Raw genomic sequence first — 24,225 nt, forward strand, 5'->3', positions numbered from 1 at the left:
GTCACTTCCCGGCCACGGCGTCGGAGATGAGCGAGTCGAGGATGCTCTTGTCCGGGATCGCGCCGAGGATGCGGGCGGCCACGCGGCCCTGCTTGTCGATCACGATCGTGGTCGGCGTGGCCTTGGGCGGGACGGTCTTGCTGAAAGCGAGCAGCACGGACCCGGTGTCGCGGTCGAGGACGGACGGGTACGTCACGCCCTTGTCCTGTTCGAAGCTGGCCGCGGTGCTCGCGGAGTCGTAGAGGTTGACGCCGAGGAAGCTCACACCCTGCGAGGCGTACTTCTGCGACAGGGACTCCAGGTCAGGGGCCTCCACCCGGCACGGCGGGCAGCCGGCGTACCAGAAGTTCACGACGAGGACCTTGCCCGCGTAATCCTTCGAGGAGACCGTCGTTCCATCGGCGAGCTTGCCGGAGAAGGCGACGGGAGCTCCGCGGTTCGCCGCCGCGTACTCGCTGACGCTGCCGTCGCCCGCGATGTAGTTCTGCCCGTTGCCGGAGCGGTACTGGGTCGCGAGGGAGTCGTTGCTGCTGCAGCCGGAGAGCAGGAGCGCGGTGGCCGCTGCGGCCGCGGGAAGAAGGAGCGCCAGACGGCGACGCACGGTGGTGGAGCGGGCGGTCACACGGCCCCCACATCGGTCGCGGAGCCGATGAGGCTGCCGGCGGGCTCGACGTAGCCGACCTCGACCACGCGCACGACGGGCGGGGCGTCGGGGTCGGCAGGGACCGCGGCCTCGCCGGGACGCGGCTGCGGGGCAGGCGCCGGCTCGGTGGTCCGCTCGAATGTGGTGATGCTGGAGAGCGCACAGCGACGCTTGCGCGGGTCGTGCGGGAACCGCTCCCCCGCCGCCGACAGGTGCATGACCCAGATCGGGAGCTGGTGGCTGACCAGGACGACATCGCCCGACTCGACCGAGTCGAATGCCGAGTCGACAGCCTCCTTCATCCGCTTCTCGATGCTGGTGTACGCCTCGCCCCAGCTCGGCCGGGGCGGGTAGACGATGAACGGCCAGTTGACCGGGTTCTTCAGGGCCCGGCGCATGTTCGTGCCCTCGAAGTGGTTGGTGGGCTCGATGATCCGCTCGTCGATCTCCGGCTCCAGTCCCAGGGCGGCCGCGATCGGCGCCGCGGACTCGCGCGTGCGCTGCAGCGGAGAGACACGGAGCAGGGAGACCGGCCGGTCGCGGGCCGCGAGGTCGTCGGCCGCGGCCTGCGCCATCCGATGGCCGAGCTTGGACAGCCCGAAGCCGGGCAGCCTGCCGTACAGGATGCCGTCGGGATTGAACACCTCTCCGTGACGGACGAGATGGACCTGGCTTGCTACCACCGCACCAGTCTACGGAGCGGCTTGCCTTGAATTCACTGAGCGTGGGAGCGCGCGACCCGCTGCCGGCCCTCGGAGGCGGTATGCGCGGGCGGTAAGCTTGTCGATCGTGACCGCACGCGTTTTGATCAAAGACCTGGCCGCCCTCCCGGACGGCCCCGTGAGCGTCGCCGGATGGGTCGAGACCGTCCGGGACCAGAAGAAGGTGCAGTTCGTCGTGCTGCGCGACGAGTCGGGCGCTGTGCAGCTCGTCAATCCGCGCACGGTCGACGAGGACGGCGCCGTGGTCGCCGACGAGCCCGCCACGACCATCTCCGGTCTGTCGCAGGGGTCGTTCGTGCGCGTCACGGGCGAGCTCAAGCACGACGAGCGGGTCAAGCTCGGCGGCATCGAGATCAAGCTGAACACCCTCGAAGTCGAGACGGCCGCCATCCCCGAGACGCCGATCGCCGCGGACAGCGGCATCGACAAGCGCATGGACTGGCGCTTCCTCGACCTCCGCGAGCCGAAGCACAACCTGATCTTCCGCGTGCAGACGACGCTCGAGCACGCGATGCGGCAGTACTGGGTGGACAACGGCTTCATCGAGATCCACACCCCGAAGCTCATGGCGTCGGCGTCCGAGTCGCGCGCCGAGCTGTTCGAGCTGCCGTACTTCGAGACCACGGCCTACCTCGCGCAGAGCCCGCAGATCTTCAAGCAGATGGCGCAGGCGGCCGGGTTCGGCCGGGTGTTCGAGATCGGCCCGGCGTTCCGCGCCGACCCCAGCTTCACCAGCCGGCACGCGACCGAGTTCACGAGCGTCGACACCGAGCTGAGCTGGATCGACAGCCACGAGGACGTCATGAAGGTGCACGAGGAGCTCCTGGTCGCCGGCTTCACGGCGGTCAAGGAGAAGCACGGTGCGGAGATCGAGGCGCTGTTCGGCGTCGAGGTCACCGTGCCGACCACGCCGTTCCCGCGCATCCCGCTGGCCGAGGCCAAGCGCATCGTCGCCGAGCAGGGCTACGAGGTGCCGCGCGCGGACGACGACATGGACCCGGAGGGCGAGCGCCGCATCTCGGCGTATGTGAAGGAGACCTACGGTCACGAATTCGTCTTCCTGACCGACTACGCCTCGAGCATCCGCCCGTACTACCACATGCGTCACGCCGAGGACCCGTCGATCACCAAGAGCTACGACCTCATCTTCAACGGCGTCGAGATCTCCACGGGCGCTCAGCGCGAGCACCGGGTCGACATCCTCGAGCAGCAGGCCGCAGCGAAGGGTCTGTCGGTGGAGGAGCTGGAGGATGTGCTCTCGACCTTCCGCTACGGCATCCCCCCGCACGGCGGTTTCGGGATGGGGCTGGCGCGCGTTCTCATGCTGATGCTGCATCTCGCCAACCTGCGCGAGACGACCTATCTCTTCCGCGGACCGACCCGACTGACCCCGTAGTCGAGAGCGCGGTCCACTGGTCGCCGGCCACCAGGATGTGGCCGAGGAAACGGAGCCCGATGGTGGCCGCCGCCTGATAGAGCCTGCGGGTGAGGACGGTGTCGGCCACCGAGGCGTCGAGCGTGCCTGCCGGGTGATTGTGCGCGACCGCGAACGACCGGCCGCCGCGGGTGAGCACGGCCTGGAGGATGTCGGCGGGCTGGATGGCCCGCTCATCCACGCCTCCGTCGCGCATGAGCACGATCTCCAGCGGCCGGGCGGCGCGATCGGCGACGACCACGACGAAGCGCTCGCTGTCTCGATGCAGCAGCTCGGGCCGGACGACCTCCGCGATGGCGTCGTCGTCAACCAGCCGCGTCCACGCGGATGATCGCCCCGCACGGCGCCAGATCTCGATGATCGCGACGAGTCGTCCGGCTGTCGCGGGGCCGACGCCGGGCAGCGTTTCGAGCCGCGCGAAGTCCATCGTCGCAAGACCGGGAAATCCACCGCAGCGCGCGAGGATGGCACGGGCCAGCGACAGGACGTTCCGCCCCATCTGGCCGGAGCCGAGGACGAGGGCGAGCACTTCGTCGTCGGTGAGTGAGCCGACGCCGAGCCGGCGCATCCGCTCCCGTGGGCGGTCGTGACTGGGTACATGGGCAAGGGACTCCTCTGCTTCTTCCGGCTCGGACATGCGTCCACGCTAGGAACCGCAGGGGGTCGATCGTGGCCGATCGTCTCAATCTGTGGAGAACTGGCCAGCGGCCTCCGCCTGTGGATGACAATGGATGAAGAGAATCAGCCGACGAAGGAGTCGCCCCGCAATGACCAGTCCCCTCCCCGAACCCCGTCCGAACGACGTCGTCATCCTCTCGGCCGCGCGCACGCCGCTCGGCAAGGTGACCGGCGTGCTCGCCAGCCAGACAGCGGTGCAGCTCGGGACCGTCGCGCTGCGCAAGGCGATCGAGCAGTCCGGGATCCAGGCCTCCGACATCGACACCGTGATCTTCGGTCAGGTGCTGCAGGCCGGCGCAGGACAGAACCCGGCACGGCAGACGGCGATCGGCGCCGGGATCGGCTGGGACGTCCCGGCGACGACCATCAACAAGGTGTGCCTGTCGGGGCTCGCTGCGGTGATCGACGCGGCGCGGCTCATCCGCGCGGGCGAGGCGACCGTGGTCGCGGCGGGCGGCCAGGAGTCCATGACGAATGCCCCGCACATCCTGCCCGGCTCGCGGAAGGGCTGGACCTACGGCTCGCTCGAAGCGCTGGACACGGCGGCCTACGACGGGCTGACGGACGCGTTCGACAAGATCTCGATGGGCGCCTCCACGGAGGGCTACACGGAGAAGCTCGGGCTGACGCGGGAGGCGCAGGACGCCTTCGCGGCCTCGTCGCACCAGCGCGCGGGGGCGGCTGCGGCCTCCGGGGTGTTCGCGGAGGAGATCGCGCCGGTCAGCATCCCGCAGCGCAAGGGCGACCCGGTGGTCGTCGCGGCGGACGAAGGCGTGCGCCCGGACTCGACCGTGGAGGTGCTGGCCAAGCTGCGGCCGAGCTTCGCCGAAGGCGGGACGCTCACGGCCGGCAACTCGTCGCCGCTCAGCGATGGAGCGGCAGCGCTCATCCTGACATCGCGCGAGAACGCCGAGCGGCTGGGGCTGGAGTGGCTCGCCGTCGTCGGGGCGAGCGGGCAGGTGGCAGGGCCGGACAACTCGCTGCACTCGCAGCCGTCCAATGCGATCAATGCGGCTCTCAAGCGGGCCGGGTGGAGCGTGGACGATCTGGACCTGGTGGAGATCAACGAGGCGTTCGCGGCGGTGGCGCTGCAGTCGACGGCCGACCTGGACGTGGATCCGGAGAAGGTCAACATCCACGGCGGGGCGATCGCGCTCGGGCATCCGATCGGGGCGTCGGGAGCGCGGCTGGCGGGGCATGCGGCGCACGAGCTGGCGCGGCGCGGGGCCGGGCGGGCTGCGGTGGCGCTGTGCGGTGGCGGCGGGCAGGGGGATGCGCTGCTGCTGTGGCGGTGAGAGCGGAGGAGTTTCGGGGCGCGTTCGGCCTGAGATAGCAGTCAACGGAGGAGATCCGCCCGAGGTGGGCGGGTCTCCTCCGTTGTTTGCAGGGGAGGTCCGTGTCGGTAACGGAGGACTTCGGGGCGCACCGAACCCGGAAACGCAGTCAACGGAGGAGATCCGGGCCCGGATGGGGCGGATCTCCTCCCTTGTCTGCGGAGAGGGGCCGGAGGTCTGGGCCGGGGTCAGCGGTCCAGGTGGCGCTCGGTGGGGCCGGTGTAGAGCGACAGGGGGCGGATGAGGGAGTTGGCGGCGTACTGCTCGAAGATGTGGGCGGTCCAGCCGGTGACGCGGGCCGCGGCGAAGAGCGGGGTGAAGGTCTCGGTGTCGAAGCCCATCAAGTTGTAGGCCGGGCCGGACGGGTAGTCCAGGTTCGGCTTGATGTTCTTGCGGTCGCCCATCGCCTTCTCGAGCGCGTCGTAGAGGTCGAGCATGTCCTGACGGTCGTAGTGCTCGACCAGCGTCTCCAGGGAGGCGCGCATCGTCGGGACGCGCGAGTCCCCGTTCTTGTAGACGCGGTGGCCGAAGCCCATGATCTTCCGCTTCTCGGCGAGGGCGTCGTCCAGCCACGCCTCGGCCCGGTCGGCGCTGCCGATCTCGTCGAAGGCGTGCATGACGGCCTCGTTGGCGCCGCCGTGCAGCGGTCCCTTGAGGGCGCCGATCGCTCCGGTGACGGCCGAGTAGACGTCCGAGAGTGTCGATGCGATGACGCGCGCGGTGAACGTGGAAGCGTTGAACGAGTGCTCCGCGTAGAGCACCAGCGAGACCCGGAACGCGTCCACGACCACGTCGTCCGGCACCTCGCCGAACGTCAGCCAGAGGAAGTTCTCCGCGTAGTCGAGGTCGTCGCGCGGCTCCACGAGGTCCAGCCCGCGGCGGCGGCGCTGGATGTAGGCGACGATCGTCGGGAGCTGCGCGAACAGGTAGACGGCGCGGCTGAGGTTGAGCTCCGGGTCGAGGATGCCGTTCTCCTGCTCCAGCGTCGGGTCGAGGCCGCCGAGCTGGCTGACCGCGGTGCGCAGGGCGTCCATCGGGTGCGCGGAGGCCGGGATGTCGTCCAGCGCGCGACGGGTGCGGTCGTCCAGGCGGCGCAGGCCGCGCTCCAGCTTCTGGAAGTCGGCCAGCTCCTGCGCCGTCGGCAGCTCGCCGTGCCACAGCAGCCAGGCGACCTCCTCGAACGAGCAGTTCGCGGCCAGCTCCTGCACGGGGTAGCCGCGGTACAGCAGGGAGTTGGTCTCGGGGTTCACGGACGAGATGTTCGTGGTGTCCACCACGACGCCGGCGAGGCCCTTGTGGATCTCGGGGTCGGTCATTGTGCTGCTCCTTCGCTGCTGTGCTGGTCGTGACTCGTGCTGGACGCGGCTGTGAGCGGAGCTCAGCGGCGCACCTCGAAGTTGTACACCGACGTGTCGAACGCGTTGTAGCCCTCGTAGTCAATCAGGTCGTACAGCTCGGCGCGATGCTGCATCGAACCGAGCATCGGCTCGAGCGTGCCCTCCGCGAGGAGCTGGTCGAGGCCGCGTTCGGCAGCCCCCATCGCCAGGCGGAGCAGGGAGACCGGCCAGATCACGATGTTCACGCCGATGTCGCGGAGCTGGTCGACGGTGAAGAGGTCGCTCTTGCCGAACTCGGTCATGTTGGCGAGGATCGGCACGTCCACGGCCGCACGGATGGCGGCGAACTCGGACAGGTCGGCCATAGCCTCCGGGAAGATCGCGTCGGCGCCCGCGTCGACCAGCGCCTTGGCCCGGTCGATCGCGGCCTCCAGCCCCTCCACGGCGCGGATGTCGGTGCGCGCCATGATCAGGAGGTTGGAATCGCGGCGCGCGTCGGCGGCGGAGCGGATGCGCTTGAGCGCCGTGTCCTCGTCCACGACCTGTTTGCCGTCGAGGTGGCCGCAGCGCTTGGGGTTCACCTGGTCCTCGATGTGGAGGCCGGCGACCCCGGCGTCCTCCAGCGTCTGCACCGTGCGGGCGACGTTCATCGGCTCGCCGAAGCCGGTGTCGGCGTCGACCAGGGTCGGCAGGTCGGTCATCCGGGCGATCTGCGCGGAGCGGCCGGCGACCTCCGTCAGCGTCGTGAGGCCGATGTCCGGGAGGCCGAGGTCGGCCGAGAGCACCGCCCCGGAGATGTAGACGCCCTCGAAGCCCTTGCGCTCGATGAGACGGGCGCTCAGCGGGTTGAAGGCGCCGGGCATCCGGACCAGCTCGCCGGACGCCAGCCGCGCCCGGAACGCCGCGCGCTTCTCGTGCGCGGGGAAGGAGGAGTACAGCATCAGAACAGTCCTCTCGGCGCGGGGACACCGGCAAGCAGGCCGGGGCGCGCGGTGATGGTGAGGCCGCCGAGCTCGGCGGCGGACAGCTCGGGGAGGCGCTCGGCCAGCGCGAGGAAGCGCTCGATCTCGGCCTCCTCCAGCACGTCGGCCGCCAGGGAGCGGAACTTGGCGACGTAGTCGGCTCGGGCGAACGGCCGCGCGCCGAGCGGGTGCGCGTCGGCGACGGCGATCTGGTCCTCGAACACGCGGCCGTCGGCGAGCGTGATGACGACGCGGCCGCCGAACGCCTTCTCGGCCGGGTCGATCGAGTGGTAGCGGCGGGTCCACTCCGGGTCCTCGGTCGTGGTGACCTTGCCCCAGAGCGCGACGGTGTCGGGACGCGCGGCGCGGGTCGGGAGGTAGGACTCCACGTGGTGCCAGCCGCCGTCCTGCAGCGCGACGGTGAAGATGTACGGGATGCTGTGGTCCAGCGTCTCGCGGGAGGCGGTGGGGTCGTACTTCTGCGGGTCGTTCGCGCCGGAGCCGATCACGTAGTGGGTGTGGTGCGAGGTGTGGATGACGATGCTCTCCACGCGCTCGGGATCGGCGGCCTCCGGGTGCTCCGTGTGGAGCTTGCGGGCGAGGTCGATCCAGGCCTGCGCCTGGTACTCGGCGGAGTGCTCCTTGGTATAGGAGTCGAGGATGGCGCGCTTGGCCTCCCCGGCCTCCGGCAGCGGCACGTCGTAGGAGGCGTTCGGGCCGTCGAGCAGCCAGGCGATCACGCCGTCCTCGCCCTCGTAGATCGGGGTCGGGCTGGTCTCGCCGCGCAGGGCCCGGTCGATCGCCTCGACGGCCATCTTGCCGGCGAAGGCGGGGGCGTGCGCCTTCCAGCTGGAGATCTCGCCCTTGCGCGACTGCCGGGTGGCGGTCGTGGTGTGGAGGGCCTGGCCGATGGCCTGGAAGATCGTCGCCGGCGGCAGGTGCAGCAGCGTGCCGATCCCGGCCGCCGCCGACGGCCCGAGGTGGGCGACGTGGTCGATCTTGTGCGCGTGCAGGCTGATCGCCTTCGCCAGGTCGATCTGGATCTCGTAGCCGGTCGCGATGCCGCGCACGAGGTCGCGGCCGGTCAGCCCGTACGCGCGGGCGGCGTGCTGGGCCACGGCCGTGATCGGCGGGATGTTGTCGCCGGGATGCGAGTACTCCGCGGCGAGGAAGGTGTCGTGGTAGTCGAGCTCGCGCACGGCGACGCCGTTCGCCCAGGCCGCCCACTCCGGGCTGACGCGGAGCCGCTGCGGCTCGCCGAAGACGGTGGCGCCGTCCTGCGGGTGATCGGCGGAGGCGGTCAGCTCCTCCAGCTGCGCGGCCGGCAGCGGGTGGGCCAGCGCCTGCGAGCGCGCCGAGACGACCGGCCTGCGGGTGAGGGACGCGGCGGCCACGGCGGCGTTGTCGATGACGCGGTTGATGACCATGTCGGCGACCTCGGAGTCGACCTCCACCGGGTCGGCGGCGACCTCCGCGATCTTCCAGGCGAGCTGATCCTGACGGGCGAGGTTCTCATCGCTTCTGTGCACACGAACGTTGTGGAGCTTCACGTTACGAACCTACCTCGCCTACGCTCCTGCTATGGTCCCGCCGCCCTCCCTGCTCGCGTTCGCGCTCGCGTCCATCGCACTCATCGTGATCCCGGGGCCGAGCGTGCTGTTCGTGATCGGGCGGTCGCTGGCCCTCGGGAGGCTCGGCGGCCTCCTGAGCGTGCTCGGGAACGCGCTCGGGATGCTGCCGCTGGTCGTCGCGGTGTCGCTCGGGATCGGGGCGCTCGTCGCGCAGTCGATGGTGGCTTTCACGATCGTGAAGTTCGCGGGTGCGGCGTACCTGATGTACCTCGGCGTGCAGGCCATCCGGCACCGACGGCACACGGCTGTGACGCACGAGGCGACCCCGCCGCGGCGGTCTCACTGGCGGATCGTCGGCGAGGGGATGCTGGTCGGGCTGACCAACCCCAAGTCGCTGGTGTTCTTCGTGGCGGTGCTGCCGCAGTTCGTGAACTACCAGGCGGGCGCCATCCCGGCGCAGCTGTTCGAACTCGGGGTGGTGTTCCTGCTGCTGGCGCTGACGTTCGACAGCGTGTGGGCGCTCGCTGCGGGGACCGCCCGGGCATGGTTCGGGCGGTCACCGAAGCGGGTCGAACGGCTCGGCGCGACCGGCGGCGTGCTGATGATCGGACTCGGCGGCATCCTGGCGCTGACCGGGAACAAGCACTGAGGCTGGCGCGCTCGCTCGCGGCTAGATGTCGCCGGCCGTGGCGACGGGCACGACGACGGCGCGGCCCAGCGAGTGGAAGTGCGCGTTGAAGCCCAGCACGGCGGGCGTCGACTCCGGGTCGAGGTCGAGGTGGTCGACGTCGAGCGCGTGCACCACGACGTAGTAGTGGTGCGTGCCGGTCCCGGGAGGCGGTCCCGCGCCGGTGAAGCTCTTCGAGCGCAGCTCGTTCGAGAGCATGGCGGCGCCCTGCGGGAGGTTCGCTCCGCCTTCGGCGCCCGCACCGGACGGCAGCGAGGTCACCGAGGCCGGGATGTTGTAGACCGCCCAGTGCCAGAATCCCGAGCCGGTCGGGGCGTCCGGGTCGTGGATGGTGACGGCGAAGCTCTTCGTCTCGGCCGGGAACCCGCTCCAGGAGAGCTGCGGCGAGACGTCGCCACCGCCTCCGCCCGCGCCCCACTGTGCGCTGTCGAGCTTGCGGTCGTCGGCGACGTCGTCGCTTGTGACGGTGAACTGAGGAACGGCGCCGAAGCGCTCCAGCGGATCTCTCGACATGCCGCCCACGCTACGCCCGCTGCGTCGTCTCCGTCACGGTCGCGGGGACGGCACGGCGGCGGAAGCGGCGCGGGAGACCGGCGATCCCCCAGCCGGTGACGCGCAGCATCGCCTCGGCGACGATGCTGCCGCTCATCTTGGACACCCCGTGCTCGCGCTCGACGAAGGTGATCGGCACCTCCACGACGGTGAGGCCGGCGTCGTATGCTCGGCGCAGCATGTCGATCTGGAAGCAGTAGCCCTGGCTCTCGACGTCCTCGAAGCGGATACGGCGCAGGGCGTCGGCGGTGAACGCGCGGTAGCCTCCGGTCACGTCCTTCGCCGGGACGCCGAGCCAGAGGCGCGAGTAGGTGCTGCCGCCCTTGGAGAGGAAGCGCCGGCGCGCGGGCCAGTTGACCACGCCGCCGCCCTCGACCCAGCGGGAGCCGAGCACGAGGTCGGCGCCGTCCGCCGCGTCGCCCTGCGGAACCGTGCGGAGGCCGGCGAGGAGTGAGGGAAGCTCTTCGGGGCGGTGCGAGCCGTCGGCGTCCATCTCGACCACAGCGTCGTAACCATCGGCGAGCGCCCAGGCCATCCCGGCCCGGTAGGCGGCGCCCAGCCCCTCCTTGCCCGCGCGGTGCAGGACCTTGACGTTGGCGTCGGTCGCGGCGAGCGCGTCCGCGATCTGGCCCGTGCCGTCCGGCGAACCGTCGTCGACCACGAGGACGTCGACCTCCGGCGCCGAAGCGCGGATCCGTCCGACCACGGGTCCGATGTTCTCCCGCTCGTTGTACGTGGGCAGGATGACGATGGTTCGCATACAACCACTGTGGTCTATTCCGCTGAACGGATGGCGAACGAATCTGTCTGTTCTCGCATCCGGCGCTGCTAGCATCCCCCGGTGCCCGTCGCGAAAGTCCTCCTCTTTTACGCCTTCGCACCGCTCCCCGACCCGGACGCGGTGCGGCTCTGGCAGCGCGACCTGTGCGAGGCGCTCGGGCTGCGCGGGCGCATCCTGCTGTCGAAGGACGGCGTCAACGGGACGCTGGGCGGCGAGCTGGACGCGCTGAAGCGGTATCTGCGGAAGACGAAGGACTACGCGGCGTTCCACGATCTCGACGTGAAGTGGAGCGAAGGATCGGGGCTTGACGCCTCGGGGGCGTCGCTCGACTTCCCGCGCCTCTCGGTGCGGGTGCGCGAGGAGATCGTGTCGTTCGGGGCGCCGTCGGAGCTCCGGGTGGACGAGTCGGGCGTGGTCGGCGGAGGCGAGCGGCTCGACCCGGACGCGCTGCACACGCTCCTGGGCTCCCGCGACGACGTGGTCTTCTTCGACGGGCGCAACCGGTTCGAGGCGGAGATCGGCCGGTTCCGCGGGGCTGTGGTGCCCGATGTGGCGACCACCCGCGAGTTCGTCGCGGAGCTGGAGAGCGGACGGTACGACCACCTCAAGGACAAGCCGGTCGTGACGTACTGCACCGGCGGGATCCGCTGCGAGGTGCTGTCAGGGCTGATGCGGTCGCGCGGGTTCGGGGAGGTCTACCAGCTCGACGGCGGAGTGGTCCGCTACGGCGAGCGCTTCGGCGACGACGGGTTGTGGGAGGGCTCGCTCTACGTGTTCGACGGGCGCGGCTCTGTGCGGTTCTCCGATCATGCGGCGGTCCTCGGGCGATGCGCGGGGTGCGGGGCGGCGACGTCGCGGATGCGGAACTGCGTCGATCTGTCGTGCCGGGAGCAGCTGGTGGTGTGCGAGGAGTGCGACGCCGTGGAGTGCGCGGCGCACGCGGCGTGATGGCGGGGTAGTCCTCCCTTTCGTCCTCCACAGGATGCGTGATCGGGGACTTCTCCACGGATCGCCGGGAACCATTGCTGGCCGTTTCGCGTTGCGGCCAAGATGAACTCCATGGATCCGGTCATCACCATCGTCTGGATCGTGTCGTTCGTCGTCGTCACGGTCACGGTCACGGGGCTCTCGCGTCGCGTGAACTGGTCTGCGCCCGTCGTGCTCGTGGTCGTCGGCGCGATCGCGTCGTTCATCCCGGGGGTTCCGCAGGTCGCTCTGGAGCCCGAACTCGTGCTGTACGGGCTGCTGCCCCCACTGTTGTTCGCCGCGGCCATCCAGACCTCGGTGGTCGACGTCCGCGCCAGGCGCGACGGCATTCTGCTGCTCTCGGTGGGGCTGGTGGTGTTCACGGTGGTCGTCGTCGGCTTCACGACCTGGCTGGTGGTGCCGGCGATCACGGTCGCCGCGGCGTTCGCCTTCGGGGCGGTGGTGGCGCCGACGGACACGGTGGCGGTGACGGCGATCGCGGGGCGCGTCCACCTCCCCCGGCGGCTCGTCACCGTGCTGGAGGGCGAGAGCCTGCTCAACGATGCGACCGCGCTCGTGGCGCTGAACGCGAGCATCGCCGCGATCGTCAGCATCGTGAACCCGTGGGCGATCGCGGGAGACTTCGTGATCGCCGTCGTGGTCGGGGTCGGGATGGGCCTCCTGGTGGGGTGGGTGCTCTCGCTCATCCGCAAGCAGCTCCGCTCCCCCGTCCTGGACACCTCGATCGGGTTGATCACGCCGTACCTGGCGTTCATTCCGTCGCAGTTCCTGCACGGGTCGGGCATCCTGTCCGTCGTCGTCGCGGGCCTCTACCTCGGCTACCGCTCTCCGACGATCCAGACTGCGGAGGCCCGGATCGCGGAGACGATCAACTGGCGGACGATCGAGTTCCTGCTGGAGAACGCGGTCTTCCTCTTCATCGGGCTGGAGCTGTCGAGCATCCTGAACTCGGCGTTCCGGTCGGGCATCACGGTGGCGCAGACGGTGTGGATCAGCATCGCGGTGCTGCTGGCGCTGTTCCTGGCGCGGTTCCTCTGGATGGTCGGCACGACGGCGCTCTACCGATACGGGCCGCAGCGCCTGCGCGAGCGCGGCTGGACCTGGCCGACCGGCATCGCTGTGTCGTTCGCCGGGATCCGCGGAGTGGTGACGCTCGCCGCGGTGTTCCTGCTGCCGGAGTCCACCCCGCACCGGGAGTTCCTGCAGTTCCTGGCGTTCGTCGTGGTGGTGGCGACCCTGTTGGAAGGGCTCGCGCTGCCGTGGGTCATCCGTCGGCTCAAGCTGCCGCCCCCGGACTTCGCGCAGGAGGCCGGGGAGATGGAGCGGCTGCTCGCCGAGGCACAGGCGGCCGGCCTGGAGCACCTGGAGTCGCAGGTGACCGGCAAGGAGGACGAACGGGTGATCGAACGTCTGCGGGTCAACGCGGTGTTCCTCTCCGAGGCGCTCGAGAATCCGGTGCCGGACGCGGAGGTGGCGGCTCCGCTCGAGTACCGGAAGCTGCGGCGGTCGATGATCGTCGCGGAACGGCAGGCGGTCCTGGAGGCGCGGGCGGAAGGGCGGTACCAGGAGCTGGCGGTGCGGTCGGTGCTCGCGTTCCTGGACGCGGAGGAGTCGGCGTTGAAGGCGGGAGGGACGGAGGGGAAGAAGTTGATGTGAGTCGGAATGCGCGCCGGAATGCGCGCCAGGGGCGTGAGCGTGCGGTGGCGATGGGACGGCGCGGTCAGCGGACGGTGGTGTCGTCGGCGGGGGCGTCCTCCGCGGCGAGCGCGGCGGCCTCCTGGGCGTCGGGATCCGCGGCGGTGGGGGTCGCTGTGGTGAGAGCGTCTGCGCCGGTGGACGCACCGCGCCGTGGCCGCACCCGGGGTCGACGGGCCCAGAGCCGTGCACGCTGGGACGACAGGGCGAGCACCACCAGGATGTCGAGCGGGAGGCCGAGGATGTTGGTCCGGAGGGTGACCTGCTCTCCGCCGTTGAAGAAGTCGATCGCGGCCAGGATGATCAGCAGCGCGCTGTACGACATGGCGACGATCCTCGCCCAGTTGCTCCCCGTGAAGACGAGGAGCGCGATGGCGAAGTAGAACACCAGCCCGGCGGCGAACAGGCCCATCGCGATGCCGAACACCAGGTCGGCGCTCTGCTGCTCGGCAGCCGTGAGAGCCTTGCCGGTCTCCGAGAGGAGCTCCGAACGGATGAACAGCGGCCAGGCCAGCACGGTGAGCACCACGGTCAGCACACCGGCCAGCACGCGGAGCACCATGAGCAGGAAGCCGAGCGTGGTCGGCACGGGGCGGTGCTCGGCGCGGGCGAGGCGGCGCTGATCTGCGTCGGCGGCGACCGCGACGGCACGCGGCTCGACCACCACCGAGGACAGGTCGACGACGGGGAGGTCGCCGTCCGTCTCGATCGCGTCGCCGCCGCCGTTGCGTGCGTGGTAGCCGGACGAGAAGTCCCGGATCACCGCGACCTCCGCACCGATGTCCGCCCGCTCGAGAGTGGAGACGATGTGGTCGCGTTCGATGTCGGTGTTCGCGTCGATCTTGTGCGTGATCTGCAGAGTGAAGAGCGAGAAGCCGACCGAGCGGTCGAAGGTCCCGGCCGCGAGCCAGTCGACGCGGTGGCCGCCCGGGAGCAGCCAGCCCTCGGGGCAGCGCCAGAACCGGACGTGGTGACGCTTGGCCGGGTTGCCCTTGACCTCTTGCTGGTAGGCGACGTCCTGCTGATGCCCGAACAGGAACAGTGGACTCACCGGCGCTTCGTCGTAGCTGCGGCGCAGCAGGGTCGAGGTGATGATGCGGCGGCTGGAGGCGGCGGTCACGTCGTCGGCGCGGGTCCAGCCGGCCTGGATCATCGCCTCGTCCAGCTGCGCCTCCGACCCGAGCAGCGCGAGGTTGATCGGGTCGCCGAGGAGGCCGTCGCTCGTGCGGGCGCGGCCGATGAAATAGTCGGGCACGTAGATCTGGGTGAGGATGCGGTGCAGCCGCGGCAGCACCAGGTAGGCGAGGACGACCCAGAACACGATGAAGAAGAGGAGCAGGAACCAACCCCACGAGAAGCTCTCGGTCAGGATGATCCACGCCAGCCAGACGGCTGCGACGCCGCCGAACACGAAGAAGACGTTGTCTGCGACGGCGTTGACGGACATCCGCCGGCCGGTGGCGGAGAGGGTCTTGGCGGGGGTCGGGGGGCTAGGCCGCCCTCCATCGTCGGCCGCGGGCTGCGCTCGCGGCGGCCCCTCCGGATCAGCGGCGCCCGCCATGCGCTCATCCTAGAGCGCGCCGGGCGCGGGTCGTAGGGTGGCGTCATGACCTCCATCACCGAACGCGGCTCCGAGCTGCGTCGCCTCCACGACGCCCCCGAGCTGCTGCAGGTCGTCAACGTGTGGGACGCGATCAGCGCGAAGGCGGTCGCCGCCCTCCCGGAGACGCGCGCGCTGGCCACAGCCAGCCACTCGATCGCCGCGGCGCTCGGCTACGAGGACGGCGAGAACATCCCGCTCGACCTCATGCTCGACATGGTCGGCCGGATCGTCGCGACCACCGACCTCCCGGTGAGCGCCGACCTCGAAGGCGGGTACGGCGACCCTGGCGAGACGATCCGCCGGGCGATCGGCGTCGGCGTGGTCGGGGCGAACCTGGAGGACCAGGTCCGCCCGTTCGAGGAGGCCGTCGCACACGTGCGGGCGGCTGTCGCGGCGGCCGACGCCGAAGGGGTGCCGTTCGCGCTCAACGCCCGCACGGACGTCTGGATCAGGGACTCGTTCCCGACGGCCGCGGAGAAGACCGAGGAGGCGATCCGCCGCGGGCGCGCGTTCCTCGACGAGGGCGCGACGTGCGTGTTCGTGCCGGGACGGCTGGACGAGGAGACCGTGACGCAGCTCGTCGGCGGGATCGGGGTGCGGAAGGTGAGCGTGATCGCGGTGCCGGGGTCACTGCCACCGGCGCGCCTCCACGAGCTGGGCGTGGCCCGCGTCTCGTACGGGCCGTGGCCGCAGCGCGTGGCGCTCGCCGCGTTGCAGCGGGCCGCGGCGGAACTGTATGCGGGCGGCGAGCTTCCGGGGGACGTTCCGGCGACCCTGAATTGACCGCGGGCCGCGCGAGCCGTCACGGCCGCGTTGCGCCCCGAGCAGCCGAGCCTCCCAGGACCGACGCCCACCCGCCTCCCACCACCGAAGGAGAAGCATGACCGACTTCCGTGCCATCGTCATCGAGCAGGAGAAGGAGGGGTCCCGCATCCTCGCGCACACCGCCGAGGTGCGGCGGGTGACCGATGCGTTCCTCATGCCGGGGGACGTGACCGTCGCCGTCGAGTTCTCCGATCTCAACTACAAGGACGGGCTCGCGATCGCCGGCAGGCCGGGGGTCGCGCGGGTGTCGCCGCTCATCCCGGGCATCGACCTCGTGGGCGTCGTGGAGGCGTCGGAGGATCCCCGGTGGCGGCCCGGCGACCGGGTGGTGCTCAACGGGGACGGGATCGGCGAGGGGCATCATGGCGGGCTCGCCGAGCGCGCGCGGGTGCGCGGGGACGCGCTCGTGCGGGTGCCGGACTCGCTCAGCTCTGCGCAGGCGGCGGCGATCGGGACGGCAGGATTCACGGCGATGCTGGCCGTCCTGGCGCTGGAGCGCAACGGGGTCCAGCCGGAGGCCGTGCACGCCGAGGGGTCGAGCGTGCTGGTGACGGGCGCCGCAGGCGGGGTCGGGTCGGTGGCGATCGCCCTGCTGGCGAAACTCGGCTATCCGGTTACCGCGTCCACCGGGCGGCCGGAGGAACTGGCGGGATACCTGACGGACCTCGGGGCGACGGAGATCATCGACCGGGCCGAGTTCTCCCTCGAAGGCCGGCCGCTGCAGAGCCAGCGCTGGGCCGGGGCGGTCGACTCGGTCGGCAGCCAGACGCTCGCGAACGTGCTGGCCCAGACGCGGTACGGCGGGACGGTCGCGGCGTGCGGGCTCGCGCAGGGGCCCGACCTCCCGGCGACCGTCATGCCGTTCATCCTGCGGGCGGTGACGCTGGTCGGGATCAACTCGGTCGAGGCGCCGGCGGCCCTGCGGGAGACGGCGTGGCGCCGGCTCGCGACCGACCTGGACGAGGAGGCGCTCGCCGCGATGACGCGGTTCATCCCGCTGACGGAGGCGATCCCGGCGGCGGAGGACATCCTCGCCGGGCGGCTGCGCGGTCGGACGGTGGTGGACGTGCGCGCCTGACGTCCGGCCGCCACGCGCGCCCCTGCAATAGGCTGACCGCATGATCGTGCTTGCGACCGTCGTCGTCACGCTGGCTGCCGTGCTCCACGTCGGGATCTTCTTCATGGAGAGCGTCGGGTGGGTGCGGCCCGGAGTCTGGAAGCGGTTCGGGGTCGCCGATCAGGCGGCCGCGGACACGACGCGGCCGATGGCGTACAACCAGGGGTTCTACAACCTCTTCCTCGCCATCGGGGCGGTCATCGGGCTCATCCTGCTCGGCGTCGGGGCGCACGCCGCAGGGCTCGCGCTCATCTACTTCACGATGGGGAGCATGCTCGCAGCCTCGGTCGTGCTCGTGACCACCGGGCGGGGATACCTCCGGTCGGCGCTCATCCAGGGCATCCTGCCGTTGATCGGCATCGTGCTCCTGCTGTTCTCGTAGGCCCGCCCCGGCACACCGCTAGCGCAGCGGCGGCGCCAGCGACTCGGGACGGAGGCCGCGGCCGATCAGGCGTGCGGTGAGGCGCTGCGCCACCGGGGTCGCCGCGGCGATCGCCAGGCGCAACGCGGGCGACGGCGAGCGCGAGAGCAACGGACCGGCGCCCGGGCGGGTGATGCCGCGGTGCGCGGCGAGCTGGATGCGCTGCATCCACGTCACCGGAGGGAGGCGCCGACGCTGCACCGCGTCCAGGAGCCGGAGGTCGACCGGGCCGTCGCGCAGGGGCGCGGCGAGCGCGTTGGCGGTGGCGACGGCGTCCTGGACGGCGTAGTTGACCCCGACGCCGAAGGCCGGGGACATCGCGTGCGCGGCGTCCCCGATCGCGAGGAAGCCGTGCCGGTACCAGCGCGGGAGGCGGTCGATCTGGACGCTCAGCAGTTTGAGCGGCTCCCAGTCGGTGATCGTCTCCAGCGGCTCGCGCAGGAACGGGGCGGCGCCGGCGACGGCCGAGCGGAAGGCGGGGAGACCAGCCGAGCGCAACTGGTCGATGCCGCCCTTCGCGATGACCAGGCCGGTCTGGAAGTAGTCGCCGCGGTCGATCGTGATCACCATCGCGCCATCGCCCAGGTAGGCGAGCGTGGACGGCTGGGTCTGCGCGGGCTTCGGGAGGCGGAACCAGATCACGTCGATGGGCACGCCGAAGCGCCGCGGACGGAGGCCGGCGGCGGCGCGCAGGACCGAGTCACGGCCGTCCGCGGCCACGGTCAGGTCGGCCGTCACCTCCAGCGGGCCGTCGGGGCCCCGCGCCGTGAGCCCCCGCACCACGTCGCCGTCGCGGAGGAGGCCGGTCGCCTCGGTCCGCATCAGCAGCCGGAAGTTCGGATAGCGCTCCGCCTCTCCGGCCAGGAAGGTCAGGAAGTCCCACTGCGGCGCGAGCACGAGGAAGTCGTCGGGCGGCGGCAGCCTCCCGAAGTCGATGGGGTGCAGCCGGGTGCCGTCCACGACCGCGTCGAGCGTGCGGATGCTGGTGTGCGGGAGGCCGAGGAAGGCGTCCCGCAGCCCGAGCTCGCCGAGCACGCCGACGGTCGACGGGTGGATGGTGTCGCCGCGGAAATCCCGGAAGAAGTCGGCGTGCTTCTCCAGCACGACCACGTCGAGTCCGGCGCGGGCGAGGATGAGCCCGAGCATCATCCCGGCGGGTCCACCCCCGGAGACAGCGCAGGACGCCTGCAGCGATTCCATCACCACGAAGCGTAGTCTCCCCCCCATGGCGATCCTCGGCTCCGTCCTCATCGCGCTCGCGGCGGTCGTGCACCTCGTGTTCTTCGCGATGGAGAGCATGCTGTGGTCGTCGCCGAACGTGTGGCGGCGCTTCGGGCTCACGTCGCAGCGGGACGCCGACGTGGTGCGGCCGATGGCCTACAACCAGGGGTTCTACAACCTCTTCCTCGCGGGCGGGGCCGCCGTCGGACTGGTGCTGTACTGGACGACCCTGCGCCACGTCGGCTTCGGGCTGATGTTCTTCACCGGGGCGTGCATGGTGCTGGCCTCGGTCGTGCTGCTCACGACCGGGCGCCGGTTCTGGGGCGCGTCACTGCTGCAGGGGGTGCCGCCGCTGGTCGGGCTGGTGCTGTTCTCGGTCGCGCACGCGGGATAGCACCGCGCACGCCGGACAGCGCGTCAGTCGATGACCTCGCCGTCGGCGGGGATCTCCCCCACACCCACGCGCAGCGCCTCCACCAGCTTGGCGGCGTGCGGCGTCGACACGATCACGCGGGAGAACTCCTCGCCGTCGAGGTCGACGACCACCGCGGCGCGCTGCTTGCCCTTGATGAGCAGGAAGTCCTTGCCGCCGTGGAACTTCCACGTGCCAACCGAGAGTGTGAGCGGGACGGCCGCTCCCGGAGCACGGATGCCGCGGATCCAGATCCACGGGTCCTCCGTGATCGCGACCGATCGGATGCTCTCCCGCGGGATCACCAGATCCTCCCGACGCACGGAGAGCACCTTCTCGGCCCGGGTGAGGTGGATCTCCAGGCGGTCGGGGTGAACGTGCAGGTCGGCCATAGGTCTATCCTGCCCGCCGACCGGCGCCGACGGGGGTCGTGAATCTCACAAACCCGTAACCGTTGGGTTGGAGGACGCCCCGGGAACCGTCGGAGGACTCGCATGATCCGCAAACCGCACCGGCATGTATCCTTCTCGTCGTGGCAACGCAGCGGCGGACTCCGGGCTCGCAGACTTCACTTCGTGAAGCCAACCGGGCTCGGATCGTCGACGCCATCAAGAAGCACGGCGGCCTGACCCAGGTGGAGCTGGCCGGTGCGACTGGGCTCTCCCCCGCCACGGTCTCCAACATCGTCAAGGAGCTGTCGACCTCCGGCGTGCTGCATACGGCGCAGAGCATCCGATCGGGCCGGCGCGCCCAGCACGTCACGCTCGCGCACGCGCTTGGGCTCGTCGTCGGCGTCCACTTCTCGACCAGGCACCTGCGGGTCGCCCTGGCCGACGTGGCGAACACGGTCGTCGCCGAGAACCACATGCCGCTCGCCAAGGACCACCGCGCCGACAACGAGCTCGACAAGGTGGCGCTGCTGCTGACGGACATGCTCGACTCCGTCGACGCCTCCCGCGACGAGGTGCTGGCAGTCGGGCTCGCGGTGCCCGCGCCGCTCGACCGGGCCACCGGCACGATCGCGCGCAGCGGCATCATGCGCGGCTGGGACGGCGTCGTGATCGCGGAGGCGCTGGAACGCCGGGTGAAAAGACCCGTCTTCATCGACAATGCGGCCAACCTCACCGCCCTCGCGGAGTCGCGGCTCGGCGCCGGGCGCGGCAAGCGCACGTCGATCACCCTGGAGGTCGGCGACGGGATCGGCGCCGGCCTGCTGCTCAACGGGCAGCTGTTCCGCGGCAACAACGGCGTGGCCGGCGAGTTCGGGCACACCACGATCCGCGAGAACGGCCCGCTCTGCCGGTGCGGCAACCGCGGCTGCCTGGAGGCCATCGCCGGCGGCCCCGCGATCCTGGACGAGCTGCGCGACCACCTCGGCAGCCTGAAGCTGGGCGACGTCGTCCTCCAAGCCATGGCGGGAGACGCGCGCTGCATCCGGGCGATCGCCGACGCCGGCCGGCACATCGGGATCGCGACGGCGAACCTCTGCAACCTGCTCGACCCGGAGCGGGTCGTCGTGGGCGGCGAGCTCGCCCGCGCGGGAGAACTCCTGCTCGGCCCGATGCGTCACGCCGTCGAGCGTTCGATCATCGTCAACGAGGACCTCATGCCCGACATCGTCCAGGGCCAGCTCGGCGTGCGGGCGGCCACCCTCGGCGCCGTCGCCCACGCGGTCGACAGCATCTCGATCACGTCCGGAGGGGTGGCCGTCTGAGGGTCTGAAACCACCGTGACCCCCGTTGCCCCCCATCCGTGACGAACCGTTATCGAAAGCTTGAATTCAAGTATTGACGCCAACCGGCGGCCCCTGACACACTCAACCCAGTCGCCAACGTCGGCGGCTCGAATCGGAGGTTTTTCAATGAAGATCGCCACCAAGAGAGCGGTCATGGTGTCCGCAGCGGTCCTGGCCACAGCCCTCACCCTCACAGCCTGTTCCAACGGTTCCGGTAACACCTCGACGAACAACGCGTCGGGCGCCGCGAACGCCAAGATCGGCCTCCTCCTCCCCGACTCCGTCACCGCCCGCTACGAGGCGGCGGACAAGCCCTACTTCGAGGCGAAGGTCAAGTCGCTCTGCTCCGGCTGCACGGTCCTGTACGCGAACGCGGACGGCGACGCGAGCAAGCAGCAGCAGCAGGCCGAGTCCATGCTGACGCAGGGTGTCAAGGTCCTCGTCCTCGACCCGTTCGACGGTGAGGCCGCCGCGTCGATCGTCGGCGAGGCGAAGGCCAAGAACATCCCGGTCATCTCCTACGACCGCCTCATCGACAGCCCCGACCTGAACTACTACATCTCGTTCGACAACGAGAAGGTCGGACAGCTGCAGGCCACGGCGCTGGTGGACAAGCTGAAGAAGGACAACGTGCCCGCGGGCAGCGGCATCCTGATGGTCAACGGCTCGCCGACCGACAACAACGCGACCCTCTTCAAGAAGGGCGCGCACAGCGTCATCGACTCCAGCGGCTACAAGGTGCTGGCCGAGTACGACACACCAGGATGGGACCCCGCCAAGGCCCAGGACTGGGTGTCCGGTCAGGTCTCGCAGTTCAAGAACCAGATCAAGGGCGTCTACGCGGCGAACGACGGCACCGGCGGTGGCGCGATCGCGGCCATGAAGGCGGCCAACCTCAGCCCGCTGCCCCCGACGACCGGTCAGGACGCTGAGCTCGCGGGTATCCAGCGGATCCTCGCCGGCGACCAGTACATGACCGTCTACAAGGCGCTGAAGCCGGAGGCCGAGCAGGCGGCGACCCTCGCCATCGCTCTGACCAAGGGCCAGAAGCCGTCCGAGCAGACCACCCAGGTGGCCACGGCCGGCGGCGCCAAGATCGCGTCCATCCTGCTGACCCCGGTCGCGGTGACCACGGACAACATCGAGTCCACGGTCGTGAAGGACCAGTTCTACGGCTCGGACTCCGCAGCCAAGATCTGCACCGCGGACTACAAGGCGGCGTGCGACAAGTACGGCATCAAGTAGTCGAAAGAACCACCAGGGGCCACCCGGCCCGGGGCGCGGAACACCGCATCCCGGGCCGGGTGGTTCCGCCATACAGTTACCAAGACAGCACTATCCAGCACCACGCGACAGCATCGCGTCAGGCCCGAAGGAGAACGCCGTGACGATGGAATCCGCGGTCACCGACCAGGAGCGGTCCAGCCGAGAGCCCGTCCTCTCGCTACGGGGGGTGTCGAAGGGGTTCGGAGCCGTGCAGGCGCTCACCGACATCCACCTCGACGTCTACCCGGGTGAGGTCGTCGCCCTCGTCGGCGACAACGGGGCCGGGAAGTCGACCCTGGTCAAGATCCTCGCGGGAGTGCACCCGCAGGACGCCGGGACGATCACCTTCGACGGCCAGGACGTGAGCATCCCCTCGCCGGCCGCGTCCCGCTCGCTCGGCATCGCCACGGTCTTCCAGGATCTCGCGCTCTGCGACAACCTCGACGTCGTGTCCAATCTCTTCCTCGGTCGGGAGATCACCCGAGGAACGCTCGACGAGGAGGAGATGGAGAAGCGGTCGTGGAGCCTGCTGCGGCAGCTCTCGGCGCGGATCCCGTCGGTCCGCATCGCCGTCGCGTCGCTCTCCGGAGGCCAGCGCCAGACGGTCGCGATCGCCCGTTCGCTGATCGGCGACCCGCGCATCGTCATCCTGGACGAGCCGACGGCGGCCCTCGGTGTCGCCCAGACCGCCGAGGTGCTGAACCTGATCGAGCGGCTGCGCGAGCGCGGCCTCGGGGTCATCCTGATCAGCCACAACATGGCCGACGTCCAGGCGGTCGCCGACCGTGTGGCCGTCCTGCGGCTCGGCCGCAACAACGGGGACTTCCGGGTTCCCGACGTCAGCTACGAAGAGATCATCTCGGCGATCACCGGCGCCACCGACAACGTCGTCGCGCAGCGGGCCGAACGCATCGAGGAGCGCGTGGAGCGCATCGAGAACAGCGAAGGGAACGCCTGATGACCAAGGCACCAGAGACTCCGGCCCAGGTCGCTGCCGACCTCCAGGACGAGCGGCTCATCCGCGAGGAGGGGCTGGGCGGCGCGGTCCGCGCGTTCGGCCGCCGCGTGCGCGGCGGCGACCTCGGCTCCCTGCCGGTCGTCGTCGGGCTCATCGTGATCTGGGTGGTCTTCCAGATCCTCAACCCCAACTTCCTGAGCGCGAACAACCTGGTCAACCTGACTCTGCAGTGCGCCGCGATCGGCACGATCTCGATCGGCATCGTGCTCGTGCTGCTGCTCGGGCAGATCGACCTCTCCGTCGGCTCGGTCAGCGGCGTCGCGGCCGCCATCCTCGGCGTCGCGTTCACGCAGCTGCACTGGCCGCTGGCGCTGACCGTGATCGTCGCGATCCTCGCCGGGTCGGTGATCGGCCTCCTCTACGGCATCCTGTTCACCCGGTTCGGCGTGCCGAGCTTCGTGATCACGCTGGCCGGTCTGCTCGGCTTCCTGGGCGTGCAGCTCTGGATCCTCGGCCCGAACAGCTCGATCAACATCCCGTACGACTCGTGGATCGTGAAGTTCGCGCAGCAGACCTTCCTGCCGCCGTGGGCCGCCTATGCGCTTGCCGTGATCGCCGCGCTCGCCATGTTCTGGTCGGACTGGCGGCGCAACGTCCGCCGGCGCAACGCGGGACTCTCCGAGGGCTCGATGGCCGTCGTCCTGATCAAGGCGGGGCTGCTGCTCATCGGCCTGTGCATCGCCGTCTGGTACCTGTCGACCGACCGCGGCACCGGCGCGATGTTCCTGTTCTTCGTGATCCTCGTGATCATCATGAACTTCTTCCTGACGCGCACGAAGTGGGGCCGCTCGGTCTTCGCAGTCGGCGGCTCGGTGGAGGCCGCGCGCCGCGCCGGCATCAAGGTGAACCGCATCTTCATCAGCGTGTTCATCCTGTGTTCGACGTTCGCCGCGATCGGCGGACTGCTCGCCGCGGCCCGCCTCGCCTCGGTCAGCGCGGGATCCGGTGGCACGGACACGAACCTGAACGCGATCGCCGCGGCGGTCATCGGCGGCACGAGCCTCTTCGGAGGCCGCGGCTCCGCGTGGTCGGCCCTGCTCGGCATCCTGGTCATCCAGTCCATCTCGAACGGCCTGACGCTGCTCAACCTCGACTCGTCGTACCGCTTCATGATCACCGGCGCGGTCCTGCTGCTCGCCGTGATCATCGACTCGCTGTCCCGCCGCTCGCGCGAATCGCACGGGCAAGGCTAGCCGGACAGCGCTCCGGGCGGGTGTGAGAA

Annotated in this window: 24 protein-coding genes; 13 read left to right on the forward strand and 11 right to left on the reverse strand. The window is 70.3% G+C overall.

The features are described 5' to 3' along the window. Window position 1: 1 nt before the first annotated feature. The gene (locus F1C12_RS13730; RefSeq protein WP_258045897.1) at window positions 2-622 is read right to left on the reverse strand and encodes a TlpA disulfide reductase family protein; all 621 of its coding nucleotides are present in this window, start codon (window positions 620-622) and stop codon (window positions 2-4) included. After that, window positions 619-1,326 (reverse strand): histidine phosphatase family protein, encoded by a 708-nt coding sequence (locus F1C12_RS13735; RefSeq protein WP_185275507.1) that lies wholly within the window; start codon window positions 1,324-1,326, stop codon window positions 619-621. The genes F1C12_RS13730 and F1C12_RS13735 overlap by 4 nt, the downstream gene beginning before the upstream one ends. Before the next feature lie 106 nt (window positions 1,327-1,432). Here F1C12_RS13735 and aspS point away from each other — a divergent pair, with 106 nt between their 5' ends. Beyond that, window positions 1,433-2,761: an aspartate--tRNA(Asn) ligase gene (aspS, locus tag F1C12_RS13740; protein ID WP_219732614.1), complete on the forward strand. Its 1,329-nt coding sequence runs from the start codon at window positions 1,433-1,435 to the stop codon at window positions 2,759-2,761. Here aspS and F1C12_RS13745 read toward each other — a convergent pair. Next, a complete protein-coding gene (locus F1C12_RS13745) occupies window positions 2,685-3,437 on the reverse strand; it encodes a JAB domain-containing protein (protein WP_185275508.1) in 753 nt (250 codons plus the stop codon). The genes aspS and F1C12_RS13745 overlap by 77 nt on opposite strands. Window positions 3,438-3,567: 130 nt before the next feature. Between F1C12_RS13745 and F1C12_RS13750 the strand changes: the two genes are divergently transcribed. After that, window positions 3,568-4,773, forward strand: a complete 1,206-nt coding sequence (locus tag F1C12_RS13750; RefSeq protein ID WP_185275509.1) for an acetyl-CoA C-acetyltransferase — start codon at window positions 3,568-3,570, stop codon at window positions 4,771-4,773. 227 nt (window positions 4,774-5,000) lie between these two features. Here the strand turns inward: F1C12_RS13750 and F1C12_RS13755 are convergent, their stop codons facing one another. The 3 genes from F1C12_RS13755 to F1C12_RS13765 form a co-directional block, all read right to left on the reverse strand. After that, complete coding sequence (locus F1C12_RS13755; protein WP_185275510.1) at window positions 5,001-6,128, reverse strand: bifunctional 2-methylcitrate synthase/citrate synthase; 1,128 nt, start codon at window positions 6,126-6,128, stop codon at window positions 5,001-5,003. Between the two features lie 62 nt (window positions 6,129-6,190). Beyond that, window positions 6,191-7,090, reverse strand: coding sequence for a methylisocitrate lyase (gene prpB / locus F1C12_RS13760; RefSeq protein ID WP_185275511.1), 900 nt, complete (start codon window positions 7,088-7,090; stop codon window positions 6,191-6,193). Then, window positions 7,090-8,661, reverse strand: coding sequence for an MmgE/PrpD family protein (locus F1C12_RS13765; protein WP_185275512.1), 1,572 nt, complete (start codon window positions 8,659-8,661; stop codon window positions 7,090-7,092). Before F1C12_RS13765 ends, prpB begins: the two co-directional genes overlap by 1 nt. Before the next feature lie 31 nt (window positions 8,662-8,692). Here F1C12_RS13765 and F1C12_RS13770 point away from each other — a divergent pair, with 31 nt between their 5' ends. Next, window positions 8,693-9,331: a LysE family translocator gene (locus F1C12_RS13770; RefSeq protein ID WP_185275513.1), complete on the forward strand. Its 639-nt coding sequence runs from the start codon at window positions 8,693-8,695 to the stop codon at window positions 9,329-9,331. A gap of 21 nt (window positions 9,332-9,352) precedes the next feature. Here the strand turns inward: F1C12_RS13770 and F1C12_RS13775 are convergent, their stop codons facing one another. Both F1C12_RS13775 and F1C12_RS13780 read right to left on the reverse strand, forming a co-directional pair. Beyond that, the gene (locus F1C12_RS13775; protein WP_185275514.1) at window positions 9,353-9,883 is read right to left on the reverse strand and encodes a YbhB/YbcL family Raf kinase inhibitor-like protein; all 531 of its coding nucleotides are present in this window, start codon (window positions 9,881-9,883) and stop codon (window positions 9,353-9,355) included. A gap of 10 nt (window positions 9,884-9,893) precedes the next feature. Further along, on the reverse strand, window positions 9,894-10,682 hold the full coding sequence (locus F1C12_RS13780; protein WP_219732615.1) for a polyprenol monophosphomannose synthase: 789 nt from the start codon (window positions 10,680-10,682) through the stop codon (window positions 9,894-9,896). Between the two features lie 81 nt (window positions 10,683-10,763). On the opposite strand from F1C12_RS13780, the gene trhO reads away from it, so the two are divergent. Beyond that, the gene (gene trhO, locus F1C12_RS13785; protein WP_185275516.1) at window positions 10,764-11,651 is read left to right on the forward strand and encodes an oxygen-dependent tRNA uridine(34) hydroxylase TrhO; all 888 of its coding nucleotides are present in this window, start codon (window positions 10,764-10,766) and stop codon (window positions 11,649-11,651) included. A 111-nt stretch (window positions 11,652-11,762) separates the two neighbouring features. Further along, window positions 11,763-13,346 (forward strand): Na+/H+ antiporter, encoded by a 1,584-nt coding sequence (locus F1C12_RS13790; RefSeq protein WP_258045898.1) that lies wholly within the window; start codon window positions 11,763-11,765, stop codon window positions 13,344-13,346. A gap of 64 nt (window positions 13,347-13,410) precedes the next feature. Here the strand turns inward: F1C12_RS13790 and F1C12_RS13795 are convergent, their stop codons facing one another. After that, window positions 13,411-14,832, reverse strand: coding sequence for an LssY C-terminal domain-containing protein (locus F1C12_RS13795; protein ID WP_258045899.1), 1,422 nt, complete (start codon window positions 14,830-14,832; stop codon window positions 13,411-13,413). Between the two features lie 159 nt (window positions 14,833-14,991). Between F1C12_RS13795 and F1C12_RS13800 the strand changes: the two genes are divergently transcribed. The 3 genes from F1C12_RS13800 (at window position 14,992) to F1C12_RS13810 (ending at window position 17,312) form a co-directional block, all read left to right on the forward strand. Next, window positions 14,992-15,771: an isocitrate lyase/PEP mutase family protein gene (locus F1C12_RS13800; RefSeq protein ID WP_185275519.1), complete on the forward strand. Its 780-nt coding sequence runs from the start codon at window positions 14,992-14,994 to the stop codon at window positions 15,769-15,771. A 97-nt stretch (window positions 15,772-15,868) separates the two neighbouring features. Then, a complete protein-coding gene (gene acuI, locus F1C12_RS13805; RefSeq protein ID WP_185275520.1) occupies window positions 15,869-16,891 on the forward strand; it encodes an acrylyl-CoA reductase (NADPH) in 1,023 nt (340 codons plus the stop codon). 40 nt (window positions 16,892-16,931) lie between these two features. Then, entirely contained in the window at window positions 16,932-17,312 is a 381-nt protein-coding gene (locus F1C12_RS13810) for a DUF1304 domain-containing protein (protein WP_185275521.1), read from the forward strand. A gap of 18 nt (window positions 17,313-17,330) precedes the next feature. On the opposite strand, the gene F1C12_RS13815 is transcribed toward F1C12_RS13810, so the two are convergent. Then, on the reverse strand, window positions 17,331-18,551 hold the full coding sequence (locus F1C12_RS13815) for an FAD-dependent oxidoreductase (protein ID WP_185275522.1): 1,221 nt from the start codon (window positions 18,549-18,551) through the stop codon (window positions 17,331-17,333). A 25-nt stretch (window positions 18,552-18,576) separates the two neighbouring features. Here F1C12_RS13815 and F1C12_RS13820 point away from each other — a divergent pair, with 25 nt between their 5' ends. Beyond that, window positions 18,577-18,966: a DUF1304 domain-containing protein gene (locus F1C12_RS13820; protein WP_185275523.1), complete on the forward strand. Its 390-nt coding sequence runs from the start codon at window positions 18,577-18,579 to the stop codon at window positions 18,964-18,966. Between the two features lie 23 nt (window positions 18,967-18,989). On the opposite strand, the gene F1C12_RS13825 is transcribed toward F1C12_RS13820, so the two are convergent. Then, on the reverse strand, window positions 18,990-19,376 hold the full coding sequence (locus F1C12_RS13825; RefSeq protein WP_185275524.1) for a hypothetical protein: 387 nt from the start codon (window positions 19,374-19,376) through the stop codon (window positions 18,990-18,992). A 140-nt stretch (window positions 19,377-19,516) separates the two neighbouring features. Between F1C12_RS13825 and F1C12_RS13830 the strand changes: the two genes are divergently transcribed. The 4 genes from F1C12_RS13830 to F1C12_RS13845 all read left to right on the forward strand — a co-directional run bounded on the left by F1C12_RS13830 (window position 19,517) and on the right by F1C12_RS13845 (window position 24,196). Next, window positions 19,517-20,698 carry an ROK family transcriptional regulator gene (locus F1C12_RS13830; RefSeq protein ID WP_185275525.1) on the forward strand — a complete coding sequence of 394 codons (1,182 nt, stop codon included), beginning with the start codon at window positions 19,517-19,519 and terminating at the stop codon, window positions 20,696-20,698. Between the two features lie 147 nt (window positions 20,699-20,845). Beyond that, window positions 20,846-21,964, forward strand: coding sequence for an ABC transporter substrate-binding protein (locus F1C12_RS13835; RefSeq protein WP_185275526.1), 1,119 nt, complete (start codon window positions 20,846-20,848; stop codon window positions 21,962-21,964). A gap of 145 nt (window positions 21,965-22,109) precedes the next feature. Next, window positions 22,110-22,943, forward strand: a complete 834-nt coding sequence (locus tag F1C12_RS13840; protein ID WP_185278964.1) for an ATP-binding cassette domain-containing protein — start codon at window positions 22,110-22,112, stop codon at window positions 22,941-22,943. Continuing rightward, complete coding sequence (locus tag F1C12_RS13845; protein WP_185275527.1) at window positions 22,943-24,196, forward strand: sugar ABC transporter permease; 1,254 nt, start codon at window positions 22,943-22,945, stop codon at window positions 24,194-24,196. Before F1C12_RS13840 ends, F1C12_RS13845 begins: the two co-directional genes overlap by 1 nt. Window positions 24,197-24,225 lie beyond the last annotated feature (29 nt).

Source organism: Leifsonia shinshuensis (assembly GCF_014217625.1).
GTDB classification, from domain to species: domain Bacteria; phylum Actinomycetota; class Actinomycetes; order Actinomycetales; family Microbacteriaceae; genus Leifsonia; species Leifsonia shinshuensis_A.